Source organism: Vibrio sp. F13 (assembly GCF_020806305.2).
GTDB lineage: Bacteria > Pseudomonadota > Gammaproteobacteria > Enterobacterales > Vibrionaceae > Vibrio > Vibrio crassostreae_C.
In genome coordinates this window covers 436,490-448,846 of sequence record NZ_CP170175.1, presented here as the reverse complement: position 1 = coordinate 448,846, position 12,357 = coordinate 436,490, and the positions used below count along the sequence as shown (strand labels likewise).

The following is a 12,357-nucleotide window of genomic DNA, read 5'->3' as shown; positions in this document are numbered from 1 at the left end:
ACTTTTAAAAGCTCCCGCCTCCTCCCAACTAGCGTTTAACTACTTAATTGAGAAGGGTATTAAACGAAGCTTAGGACATCTGCTAGAAATTGCTAAGTTTGTTGGCTTTATTTCGAATGTAAGTCTCTATCGCTATTGATTAATTTACCAGTTGTGACAGGTGGCAAGCTTCGAGTAGATGTGTTGAAAATAAATGCAAGGCTAGAATTCGGCTTGGGCAGAGATTGGTAAACGTTGGTTAGGAGGTTGTTTGAAATACGTATCTCAGTGATAGCAATGTGCCAAGCGTGGTAGTTCGATTTTTAGTAAAAAATGACAATATAAAAAGAATCGATCGCGCTGTTTAGTTTGTAGTTGTAGCTGTGAAGAAGGGTAAGTAAGGTTTCACCCTAAACAACAAACAAAAAAAAGCCCAAACCAACGTGGTTTGGGCGGATACAAGTATAGGAGTTAATAAGGAAAATGCAGTAATTAAGAAAGCAGTGAGAAGAACAAGTTTGACGGCCTGTTAAACTTCTAAATACGCTGTTTTCTACCTAATTTAGGACTCTCCATTTCCATTTCAGTTCCAAGAAAATTCATTATTTTTTTCTTTTTTTATAAACACACAGCGATTCAATCGTTTAGTGCTGAGTTTTATTAACTGGTACGACCAATTTGTGAAAATGTGATGTTGCTTGCTTGTTAAATAAATGTACTGAGCGTATATTTCAAACAGTTGTTTAATACGAGTGATTGAAATGGCACCTAGAAGTACAACCAAAGACAAAATCTTAGATGTGGCTGAAGGCTTATTTGCTGAGCACGGTTTTAATGACACCTCTTTACGTACGATTACGAGTAAAGCGAATGTCAACTTAGCTTCAGTGAACTATCACTTTGGCGATAAGAAGACTCTGGTTCGTGCGGTACTCAATCGTTACTTAGAAGCATTTATGCCAGCACTGCAAGATGCATTAGTGAACTTAAACTTGAACGAAACGTATTCTATGAGTGACGTGTTTGAGTCGTTGAGACAGCCACTAAGAGCACTTAATGATGTTAGGCCAAATGGTACAAGCCGATTCATGTTACTTATCGGCAGAGGCTATACGGATGTGCAAGGACACTTGCGTTGGTTCATTACTACTCGCTACAGCGAAGTACTTTCTTTGTTTACGACATCTGTAATGAAGGCGAATCCGAACCTCACTCAAGAACAGTTATTTTGGCGATTACACTTCACCCTAGGGACTTGTGTATTCACCATGGCATCAAGTCAGGCTCTGGTAGAAATTGCAGAGAATGACTATGACAGAAAGATAGATGCTAAGGCAGTGGTCGATATTCTTATTCCATATTTAGCCGCAGGCATGTCAGCAGAAGAATAAAACAATAAAAAGCGAAACATTCACAACCAATATAGTGAACAAAAGGATCTGAACTATGAGCTCTCTAAGACAAAAATGGGTAAGTGACCCAGCTTTTAAACTCTTTAAAAAAGTACTACCACCACTATCTAGCACCGAGAAAGAAGCGATGGAAGCGGGTAGCGTGTGGTGGGACGGAGAGCTGTTTTCTGGTAAACCAGATTTCACTAAGCTGCATCAATACCCAAAACCTCAGCTGACAGCAGAAGAGCAATCGTTCATGGATAATGAGCTTGAAACCTTGCTCGCTATGCTTGATGACCACCAAATTGTAAAAGAAGATCGAGACCTTCCTGAAGAGGTGTGGAACTTCTTACGCAAAGAGCGTTTCTTTTCGCTAATTATTGCGAAAGAGTATGGCGGTCGTGAATTCTCAGCACACGCTAACTCAACTATCGTAACTAAGATTGCGACTCGCAGTATCAGTACTGCGGTTTCAGTAATGGTTCCAAACTCTCTTGGTCCTGGTGAGCTGCTGTCTCACTACGGCACTCAAGACCAAAAAGACTACTGGCTACCTCGTCTTGCTGACGGTACAGATATCCCATGTTTCGCACTAACAGGCCCAGAAGCGGGTTCTGATGCGGGTGGTATCCCTGATGTCGGTACTGTGTGCATGGGCATGCACGAAGGTAAAGAGACGCTAGGTATCAAGCTTAACTGGAACAAACGCTACATTACACTAGCACCAGTGGCGACGGTACTTGGTCTGGCTTTCAAACTTCACGATCCAGAAAAGCTACTGGGTGACAAAGAAGACATTGGCATCACTTGTGCGCTAATCCCGGCTGACCACGAAGGTGTTGTGATTGGTGAGCGTCATGACCCACTTGGTCTTGCGTTTATGAATGGTCCAACACGCGGTCACGATGTATTTATTCCTATGGAATGGTTAATCGGTGGTGCCGATTACGCAGGTAAAGGCTGGCGTATGCTGGTGGAATGTCTGTCTGCAGGTCGTGGTATCTCATTACCCGCACTTGGCACGGCGATGGGCCACCTAACGGCGAAAACGACCGGCGCATACGCTTATGTTCGTAAGCAGTTCGGTATGTCGATTGGTAAGTTTGAAGGAGTTGCAGAGAGTTTAGGTCGTATTGGTGGCTTAACGTATCTACTAGAAGCGACTCGTACACTAACAACTACTTCACTCGATATGAAAGAGAAGCCGGGTATCGTTACGGCTATCGCGAAATATCACATGACAGAAATGGCGCGTACTATCCTGAATGATTCAATGGATATCCACTCTGGTCGTGCAATTCAAGATGGTCCAATGAACTACTTAGCTGCGCCTTACCTAGGTATTCCAGTTGCTATCACAGTAGAAGGTGCGAACATCTTAACTCGCAACCTGATGATCTTCGGTCAAGGTGCGACACGTTGTCACCCATACGTGCTAAGCGAAATGGAAGCGGCAGCAAACCCAGATGAGAAGCAAGGTGCGAAGGATTTCGATAACTTGTTGTTCAAGCATATCTCTCACGCAACTAAGAACACGTTTGGTGCGTTCGGTGCGGCATTGACAGGCTCTAAGTTCATTAAAGCGGATATGAGCGGTCCAACGAAGCCTTACTACCAAGACTTAACTCGCTTGAGCCGTGCGCTTGCAGTGAGTGCGGATTTCGCAATGCTTACACTAGGTGGCGAACTGAAACGTAAAGAGCTTATCTCTGCACGTCTAGGTGATGGTCTAAGTTACCTATACATGGCGTCTGCAGCGCTTAAGAAGTATGAAGATGAAGGTCGTCAACAAGCTGACCTAGACTACGTACACTACGCGGTTCAACACTGTTTCCATAACGCGGCTAAATCGCTACAAGAAGCGTACAGAAACTTCCCGAACAAGATGGTAGGTAAAGTACTTAAAGGTCTAGTTTTCCCTGTCGGTAACCACTTTGAAAAACCAAGTGATAATCTAACGGTACAACTGGCAGAAAGCTTGATGACTCCGGGTGCACACCGTGAACGTCTAACTCACCTTTGCTACATAGGCAAAGAAGAAGAGGATAGTGTTGGCCTAATGGAGAATGCGTTCAATGCGATGTACAGCATCAAGCCTCTCGAACGTAAGATCTTCAAAGCAGTGAAAGAGGGCAAAGTGGCTCGTAAAGGTCTATTGCAAGATAAACTTGCTCAAGCACTGGCGGCAGATGTTCTTACTCAAGACGAAGTTGACCAAATCATTGCAGCAGACAAACTTCGCTACGCAGCGATTCAAGTTGACCACTTCAGTCATGATTACAGTGAAACTTTGACGCGAAAAGAGTTAAAACCTAAGCTAAATAGCGTTGCTTAGATAAAGAAATGACAAAAGGCACCTTATTAGGTGCCTTTTTTTGTTTTTGTCGTAGAAGTTGCAATAGAGGCGTTAACAAATGGTGACTTAGTCAGCAAATATTCACTGAGTGCTCCAACCACTTGCATTTTCGCCACATTTTTACAGAAATTAGATGCCATTTGCGTACGAAACTTTTATCCTTAACCTGATTTTTTAAGGAAGTTGAATATGATCATCAAACCTCGAATTCGCGGATTCATCTGTACTACAACACATCCAGTCGGTTGTGAAGCTAATGTAAAAGAACAAATTGCTTACACAAAAGCTCAAGGCCCAATCGCAAACGCACCTAAACGTGTACTAGTTGTTGGCTCTTCAAGTGGCTACGGCTTGTCTTCACGTATTGCGGCTGCATTTGGTGGCGGCGCTTCAACTATCGGTGTTTTCTTTGAGAAAGCCGGTACTGAGAAAAAGCCTGGCACAGCTGGTTTCTATAACTCAGCAGCGTTCGACAAGTTTGCTAAAGAAGAAGGCCTATATTCAAAAAGCCTGAACGGCGATGCTTTCTCTAACGAGGCGAAACAGAAAACAATTGACCTGATCAAAGAAGATCTAGGCCAAATCGATATGGTTGTATACTCACTGGCGTCTCCAGTGCGTAAAATTCCAGAGACTGGCGAAGTAATTCGTTCATCTCTAAAGCCTATCGGCGAAACGTACACGTCAACTGCGGTTGATACGAACAAAGACACAATCATCGAAGCAAGCGTAGAGCCTGCAACTGAAGAAGAGATCAAAGACACTGTTACTGTAATGGGCGGTGAAGATTGGGAACTTTGGATCAATGCTCTTTCTGAAGCTGGTGTTCTAGCGGACGGTTGTAAGACGGTTGCTTACAGCTACATCGGTACTGAACTAACGTGGCCAATCTACTGGGATGGCGCACTAGGTAAAGCTAAGATGGATCTAGACCGTGCAGCGACAGCGCTGAACGAGAAGCTAGGCCAAACTGGCGGTACTGCAAACGTTGCTGTTCTTAAGTCTGTAGTGACTCAAGCAAGTTCTGCAATCCCTGTAATGCCTCTTTACATCGCTATGGTGTTCAAGAAGATGCGTGAAGAAGGTATTCACGAAGGTTGTATGGAACAGATCTTCCGTATGTTCAGCCAACGTCTATACAAAGAAGACGGCAGCGCGCCAGAAGTGGATGAAGTGAACCGTCTACGTCTAGATGACCTTGAGCTTCGCGAAGACATTCAAGATCACTGTCGTAACCTATGGCCTCAAATCACAACTGAGAACCTAAAAGAACTGACTGACTACGTAGAGTACAAAGAAGAGTTCTTGAAGCTATTTGGTTTCGGTGTTGAAGGTGTTGATTACGAAGCTGACGTTAACCCAGCTGTTGAATTTGATGTAGCTGACATCTAATTCAAGTTATCGAATCTAAACGAAATAGGCGCTCATTGAGCGCCTATTTTTTTGTCTGCTATTTGGTTCAAGAGATTAAGAGCAGATATGGGATTCGAGTGGAGGGATGCGAAGAGATTTAAGAGCGGATACGGCTACCGCGATTCGAAGGGGGACAAGAGTAGAAATAAGGGATGAAGAGAGTTAAGAGCAGGAGTGAGGAAGAAGGCTTGAACCGCTTAAAACAGGTTATAAAAAATGCACTAACCCAAAGTGAATTAGTGCATTCGAAATATCTAAGCTTGGCTGCTTTTAATGCAGCAGATGCTAGCTAATTATGATGATGAAAGTACCTGCTAAGGTCATCAATATATTGGCTATCGCATAAGTACCCGCATAACCCAGAGCCGGAATCGTTGAGCGAGCGTGGTCATTTACGATGTCCATCGCTGGAGCGCAAGTTCGCGCGCCAATGATTGCACCGAACAACAAAGCTCGGTTCATCTTCAATACGTAAGCGCCAACCAAGTAAGCGAAGAATACTGGCAGCACACTCACTACTAGGGCAATACCTATTACCTGTGGGCCAACTTGGGTTAAGTGCTCAAATATCTTACCACCGGCGCTCAAGCCGATACCGACCATAAAGAACATCAAACCGAGGTCTTTGACCATGTTCAGAGCACCTTGAGGCACATAACCGAAAGTAGGGTGGTTCGCTCGTAGGAAACCAAGCATGATGCCCGATAGAAGCAGGCCAACCGCGTTACCTAGCCCAAACGATACCTGACCGAATGTCATGGTGATCAAACCAAACAAAATACCCAAAATGAAGAAGCTACAGAAGGCCATCAAATCCGCCATTTGGCTGTGGATTGAGATGAAACCAATTTTCTCAGCTAGGCCGTGCACTCGACTCTTTTCACCACTCACCTGTAGGACGTCACCTTTAGAAAGGACGATGTTTAAGTCCATCGGCATTTCAATCTGAGCACGTACAACGCGGTTAAGGAAACAGCCGTATTCAGACAGGTTTAAGTCTGATAGGCGCTTACCTGCGATACTGTCACTCTTAACGACGATCTCTTCTTCCACGATACGCAGATCGAGAAGGTTACGGTCGAAAACTTCTTTACCGTTACGGAAGCTTGGGTCTAGACGAGCGTGGCTATCTGGGAAACCAACCAATGCGATCTCATCGCCTTCTTGCAGAATTGCATCACCATCTGGATGGGCAAGAATACCATTACGTCGAATACGCTCGATGTAACAGCCTGTTTGGCGATAGATGCCCAGTTCACGCAGATTCTTACCGTCAGTCCAAGAGATGAGCTCTGGTCCCACTCGATAAGCACGAATAATGGGTAGATAAACCTTACGCTGACCTGAAGCGCCTAACCCACGTTCTTGGGCGATTTGCTCTGCCGAGTCGTGTAGGTTCACTTTTTGAAGTTTTGGAATCAAGCGAGCAAACATAATCATACTGATTAAGCCAACCAAGTAAGCCATCGCGTAACCGACTGAAAGGTTTTCGATAATCAGGCTCAAGTCCATGTTTCTTGGTAATTCTGCAAGCCCAGAATTCAGAGCATCTTGAGCACCTACCAATATCGGCGTTGCTGTTAAGGCACCTGCCATCATGCCTGCAGATAAACCAAAGCCTAGGCCAAGGTAATGACTACTGAAATAGGTTAGGGCAATTGCGGTAGAAAGTACCACAAGGCTCAGAATGAGGTAGTGCTTACCGTCTCTGAAGAAGATACCGAAGAAGTTTGGTCCAGCTTCAATGCCAACACAGTAGATGAACAGCATGAAACCAATGGTGAGCGCATCTGCGTTAAAAGAAAAGCCAAGATGTCCCATGATAAGGGAAGTAATCAAAACACCGATTGAATTACCAAGTTGGAGGCTACCGAAACGAATTTTACCAATGGCTAATCCAATCGATAAAACAACAAAGATGAGGAGAATGGGGTTTTGTTCTAACAGAAAAACAACGTCGATATTCACGGTGGTCGCTCAATAATTGGCGTGGAACACAGGGTAAGTTTGAGAGGTGAATTGTATCTAAATATAAATAAATTATAAGCAATATTTTGTTAATTTACTTGATTTTGACCTTATTCTTATTCCGTATGAAAACTGGTCATAAAAAAGCCCGCTACAGTGAGCGGGCTTTCTATAAATCGTACAGTCTAACGCCTAAATGGGTCACCTGTTTAAGGCTTTAGTCTTGATTCTCGTTTGAGAAATCCTAGCTTAGTCGAAAAGACCTAGGTTTTCTTTTGCGTATGCTTCAAATTCTGTGCAGCCGCCGATGTGGTCTTGGTCGATGAAGATTTGTGGAACTGTATCGACAGGTTTACCAACAGTCTTCTCTAGATCAGCTTTGCTGATACCTTCAGCGTGGATGTCAACGTAACGGTAGTTGAAGTCATCGCGTTTAGCTTTAAGAGTTTCAGCATGCTCTTTTGCACGAACACAGAATGGGCAAGCAGGGCGACCAAAAATAACTACAAACATTTAATTTCTCCTAAATACGGGATGAGGCTCGTTAACTCGATTATGTTAACTATTCTTTAGTGAATGCCACTCAAAATTTCATAAAACCAACTATGCCTCAATGCCATGGGGAAATAAAGATGGAATTACCTCTTAATACAATAGGTTTTGTCTATCAGAGCAAATAATGGTCACAAAAAGGATCCATGCTGATTTCTGATGGGTATTCAGATTGATTACCCTTAATTTAAGAGTGTGAATTACCCCTAAGAATACGACATTAATCCATCTTTAATGCGACAAGTTGCACCTCGTCAAAAAAAGCGCATACAGAACGAGGCATCTTAATACTGATGCACTATATAAAGGCTAAATTCCAATAACCAAGAGTTCGCAGTTTTGTTCGGTCATAGGCGCAGGAGGCACCATGTTTCAATTTATGACATCTACAAAGATCATCTTTGGTGATGGAGCACTTTCCGCTTCATTGTCTCTCTTTAATCAATATGGCTACAGCGTGCTATTGGTTACAGGCAATACATTAGAGCGCACTTCAATTGTTACTGACTATCTTGATGCGCAGAGTATGCGTTATCAGCACATTGCCGTTTCCGGTGAACCTAATATCAAAATGGTTGAAGAGGCGGCTATTTCTGCTCGTCGATTTAAGCCAGATATGGTTGTCGCCATGGGGGGCGGTAGCGCCATCGATATGGGCAAAGCGTTGGCTGCGGTTTTACCTAATCAAGGCAATTTATATGACTATGTTGAAGTGGTCGGGCGTAATGTTCCTCTTAAAACCAAACCACTTCCGTTTATCGCAATTCCAACCACAGCGAGTACCGGCGCCGAGGTCACTAAAAACGCGGTGCTGAAATCAGGCCAAGACCAAGTAAAAATCAGCCTGAGAAGCCCAGACATGCTGGCCGACGTTGCGATTGTCGACCCAACCCTAACTCATGGAACCAATCTATATCTATCTGGGCGAGGTGCGATGGATGCCTTTACTCATCTAATGGAAGCCTACGTGTGTGGTGAACCGAATCCGTTAACCGATATGATTTGTGAAGAAGGGCTGCGTAAGTTGAGTGGTTCTGTGGTTAAAGCGTGTGTTTATGATGAGCCTCAAGCGCGTTCTGATCTTGCTTTCGCTTCTATGCTCGGTGGTATGGCGATAACTAATGCCAAGCTTGGCGCAGCCCATGGTTTAGCCTCCGCACTAGGAGGTAAGATTTCTGCGCCTCATAGTGTGATTACCGCGCGTTTAGCGCCGTTTGTGATGTTGGAGAACATAGCCGTTGCAAAAGAGCAGCAAAGAAGCGACATCCTAGCGCGTTATCAGCGAATCGCTCAGATAGTAACAGGTAACGTAGAAGCAATAGAAGAGGAGGCAATTTCTTGGTTATCGGAAGTGCTTGATACGCTTAAGTTACCCAACTTGTTGGAATTTGGTGTCTGTGAAGCCCAGTTTGATGAGGTGTCTGCCGACGCGCTCAAATCAGTGGCGATTAAAGGAAACCCTTTGCCGCTTAACCAAGAGAGGCTCGTGCATATTTTGAAGCAAGTATGCGAGAAGTGCAGTTGTAGAGAAGGGCATCATGAGGGAGCTTCAATGAATCAAATTGGGCAAGAGCCAGCTGTCGAGTCGAGCTTTACCATTATCAATTCTTATGCGTCCGAAAACAGCGTGGTTGAGAAGGGCAATAGTTGGACTATCTAACGGTCTTAAACTTGTTCGTTGTATAAGTCATTTTATACAGACAAATAAAAACGGAGCTCTAGGCTCCGTTTTTTTAATTCAACTTGTTCTCTGGTCATCTGTTTTCAGTTCATGACTAAGCAGATTAGAACTGAGAGTACTTCTCGTAACGTGAATCACGAAGTGACTCTTTGACGCGCTTTAGGTTCTCTCTGAAACCAGAACCACGACGTAGCGTAAAGCCTGTCGCTAGCACATCGATAACCGTCATCTGAACAACGCGACTTGCCATTGGCATGTAAACGTCAGTGTCTTCTGGAACATCCAGAGAAATAGACAACGAGCTCGCTTTATCCAGTGGAGAATCTTTTGCTGTGATAGCAATAACTGTCGCACCGTTTTCACGCGCTAAGTTTGCAATCTCAACTTGGCTTTTAGTGCGGCCAGTATGAGAGATAAGAACAATAACGTCGTTATCACTGCAGTTAATGCAGCTCATTCGTTGCATCACGATGTCTTCGAAACATGTGATTGGGATATTAAAACGAATAAACTTGTTTTGAGCATCTTTGGCGACAGCAGAAGAGGCACCCAGTCCGAAGAACGAAATGCGTTTTGCTTGAGTCAGCAAGTCAACAGCACGGTTTACTTGCATCGCGTCTAGACTGTTTTTAGCAACGTCTAGACAAGCCATAGTTGATTCGAAAATCTTATGCGTATAAGCATCTGGACCATCATCTTCTTCAACATTACGGTTCACGTAAGGTGTACCGTTTGCCAAGCTTTGAGCTAGGTGAAGTTTGAAGTCAGGGAAGCCCTTTGTGTCTAATCGACGACAGAAGCGGTTAACTGTAGGCTCACTCACGTCAGCCATTTTAGCTAAGGTAGCAATGCTAGAATGAATTGCAGTTTGAGGGGAAGCCATAATTACTTCGGCTACCTTGCGCTCAGACTTGCTGAAATTTTCCAGGTTTTTTTGTATTTTTTCTAATGTATTCATAGTGTTCACAAGGGTATAGAGAACAACTTGCTAGTTAATATCTTTTACCAGGGGGTATGGCTGAAGCAAATATCAGTAAACACAAAGCCGATGTATATTCGGTTTCGTAAATACTGCTGCGTCAAATAGATATCAAGCTAACTAGCACCATAGAGTCAGTATAAACCCAACATACTATTTACTAATACAAAAACAGGGCATGAATGCTTAAGAATATGACAAACCTCAACAAAATTTTAGAAAACTACAGAATTGGAAGAGAGTTTGAGCAAAAAGAATGCAAAATGAGTATGAACTGACAGCTTAGTTACATCAAAAAGAAAGAAATTTTCAATTTGATGCAACTAAAATTGAATGACTATGCGTTGATTTGCGTAACCAGTTTGTTGATTTTGCCCATCAAGTTTGGTGCTAGTTTAGAGATCTCACGCTGTTCTTCAAGCACTGACGAAAGAATATCATTGCCTGTTAGTGGGTTTGCTAATACCACGCGGAAAACGATGATTGGCTGATGTACCCATGCTTCAGGGTTTAAGCGTGTACGTGACACGAAAGACTTACCTGTTTCACGCTGCTTCTTCTGGATAAACTTAGTCAGCTCATTGAGCAACTCATTCAGTTCGATACGATGTTCAGGCTCAGCTTTAAGCAGTGCAGCTTTGACTGATTCAGGTACGTAGCGATAAGTCAGTAGGCAAAGCTCAGGTTCTGAAACCAGTTCGAAGTCGCTCTGATCTTTAATTAGGTCGGCAAAGTAGCGTGCTTTGTTAATGCTTTGGTCTATCAGCAGTTCATAACCTGGGCGGCTAATGATGTGCATTGCGGCGTAAACCAGCATTGCCATGCCTGAACGAGAACCTTCTAACGTATGGCTGCCTAAATCTTTTGAGCCCTTACGAAGAATGTATTGAGCATGATGTTCAATCGCAGTCATCGCATCTGGCTTCTTAAACAGAACCATGCCCGCACCCATAGGGATATAAAGCTGTTTATGCGCATCAATCGTGACTGAATCCGCGAGTTCAATACCATCAAGCAGATGACGATGATTGTTAGACATTAGAGTCGCACCGCCCCAAGCAGCATCAACGTGGAAATGACAATCGGATTCGGCACACACCTCAGCAATGTCTCTTAGCGGGTCGATATTACCGGTTTCGGTTGTACCAGCCACACCAATGACGGCGAAAGGTTTGATCTTGTTCTGCTTGAGTTGCTCAATCTTGAGTCTTAGATCATCAGTACAAATACGGTTGTCGTTATCTGTTTTAACAGACACTAGACCTTCTTGACCAATACCAAGGACATCCGCGGCTTTTTTCAGAGAGTAGTGGCCACGTTCAGAGACTAAGATGGCAAGGCCTTCGTAGTCGTAGTGCTTCATGGCTTTAAACAGGCCTTCTTTTTCTACACCTTTGAACGAACCTTGCGCTTTTAGTGCGTTGTTACGTGCAACCCAGAGCGCTGTAATGTTCGCGATGGTACCGCCAGAACAAAACGCACCTAAAGAGTGGTTTGCGCTGTGCATCCAACGAGAATAAAACTGGTCACTATCTTGATAAATCAGGCGATGTAACATGCCCAGAACTTGACGTTCTAGGGGAGTGAACGCTTTTGAGGTCTCGATTTTTACTAGATTCTGATTCAACGCAATCATGATTTTTGAAAGCGGCATCAGGAAGTACGGCAACGCAGAGGTCATGTGGCCAATAAAACTTGGCGAAGACGTGTGAACCGAATGAGACACAAGAGAATCGAGGAGATGCTCAGTATGTTCAGAAACAAACTCAGGCTGCTCTGGGATATGAGCATTTGAAAAATCTTTCTCAATTTCACGCAGCGGCTTTTCTTCAGCCACAATATGTTCACGTAAGAATTGATTCAGGTTTCGTGAAAGTTTGTCTTCAATTTGAGTGAGTGTTGAATCTGGGCCTTCAGGTACCGTGAAGATACGTAGAAGACTGTCGAAGCTAACATCTGCTGTTTTTTGTTCCGTAACCATAGCAAGCGAGTTATTTTTCTAATATTGACGCGAGCGGGACAATCTAAACGAAAA

Annotated in this window: 8 protein-coding genes; 4 read left to right on the top strand and 4 right to left on the bottom strand. The window is 43.8% G+C overall.

What is annotated here, in order from left to right:
• Positions 1–740 precede the first annotated feature (740 nt).
• From LMH68_RS02005 to fabV, 3 genes are all read left to right on the top strand, one after another.
• On the top strand, positions 741–1,370 hold the full coding sequence (locus LMH68_RS02005; protein WP_017065403.1) for a TetR/AcrR family transcriptional regulator: 630 nt from the start codon (positions 741–743) through the stop codon (positions 1,368–1,370).
• A 55-nt stretch (positions 1,371–1,425) separates the two neighbouring features.
• Entirely contained in the window at positions 1,426–3,708 is a 2,283-nt protein-coding gene (locus tag LMH68_RS02000; protein ID WP_017071963.1) for an acyl-CoA dehydrogenase, read from the top strand.
• A 210-nt stretch (positions 3,709–3,918) separates the two neighbouring features.
• Complete coding sequence (fabV, locus tag LMH68_RS01995) at positions 3,919–5,121, top strand: enoyl-ACP reductase FabV (protein WP_229647217.1); 1,203 nt, start codon at positions 3,919–3,921, stop codon at positions 5,119–5,121.
• Positions 5,122–5,427: 306 nt separating this feature from the next.
• On the opposite strand, the gene LMH68_RS01990 is transcribed toward fabV, so the two are convergent.
• Together LMH68_RS01990 and LMH68_RS01985 are read right to left on the bottom strand one after the other, a co-directional pair.
• Positions 5,428–7,110, bottom strand: a complete 1,683-nt coding sequence (locus LMH68_RS01990) for an aspartate:alanine antiporter (RefSeq protein WP_017060395.1) — start codon at positions 7,108–7,110, stop codon at positions 5,428–5,430.
• A gap of 249 nt (positions 7,111–7,359) precedes the next feature.
• Positions 7,360–7,623 (bottom strand): GrxA family glutaredoxin, encoded by a 264-nt coding sequence (locus LMH68_RS01985; RefSeq protein ID WP_009847069.1) that lies wholly within the window; start codon positions 7,621–7,623, stop codon positions 7,360–7,362.
• A 406-nt stretch (positions 7,624–8,029) separates the two neighbouring features.
• Between LMH68_RS01985 and LMH68_RS01980 the strand changes: the two genes are divergently transcribed.
• Positions 8,030–9,322 carry an iron-containing alcohol dehydrogenase gene (locus tag LMH68_RS01980; RefSeq protein ID WP_017060396.1) on the top strand — a complete coding sequence of 431 codons (1,293 nt, stop codon included), beginning with the start codon at positions 8,030–8,032 and terminating at the stop codon, positions 9,320–9,322.
• Positions 9,323–9,446: 124 nt separating this feature from the next.
• Here the strand turns inward: LMH68_RS01980 and LMH68_RS01975 are convergent, their stop codons facing one another.
• Complete coding sequence (locus LMH68_RS01975) at positions 9,447–10,301, bottom strand: MurR/RpiR family transcriptional regulator (protein ID WP_004734686.1); 855 nt, start codon at positions 10,299–10,301, stop codon at positions 9,447–9,449.
• 358 nt (positions 10,302–10,659) lie between these two features.
• On the bottom strand, positions 10,660–12,303 hold the full coding sequence (panP, locus tag LMH68_RS01970; RefSeq protein ID WP_136982100.1) for a pyridoxal-dependent aspartate 1-decarboxylase PanP: 1,644 nt from the start codon (positions 12,301–12,303) through the stop codon (positions 10,660–10,662).
• Positions 12,304–12,357 lie beyond the last annotated feature (54 nt).

Bases quoted from the DNA above. Each gene is read 5' to 3' on its own strand.
- LMH68_RS02005 (WP_017065403.1), top strand. From the start codon at position 741: ATGGCACCTAGAAGTACAACCAAAGACAAAATCTTAGATGTGGCTGAA.
- LMH68_RS02000 (WP_017071963.1), top strand. From the start codon at position 1,426: ATGAGCTCTCTAAGACAAAAATGGGTAAGTGACCCAGCTTTTAAACTC.
- fabV (WP_229647217.1), top strand. From the start codon at position 3,919: ATGATCATCAAACCTCGAATTCGCGGATTCATCTGTACTACAACACAT.
- LMH68_RS01985 (WP_009847069.1), bottom strand. From the start codon at position 7,623: ATGTTTGTAGTTATTTTTGGTCGCCCTGCTTGCCCATTCTGTGTTCGT.
- LMH68_RS01980 (WP_017060396.1), top strand. From the start codon at position 8,030: ATGTTTCAATTTATGACATCTACAAAGATCATCTTTGGTGATGGAGCA.
- LMH68_RS01975 (WP_004734686.1), bottom strand. From the start codon at position 10,301: ATGAATACATTAGAAAAAATACAAAAAAACCTGGAAAATTTCAGCAAG.
- panP (WP_136982100.1), bottom strand. From the start codon at position 12,303: ATGGTTACGGAACAAAAAACAGCAGATGTTAGCTTCGACAGTCTTCTA.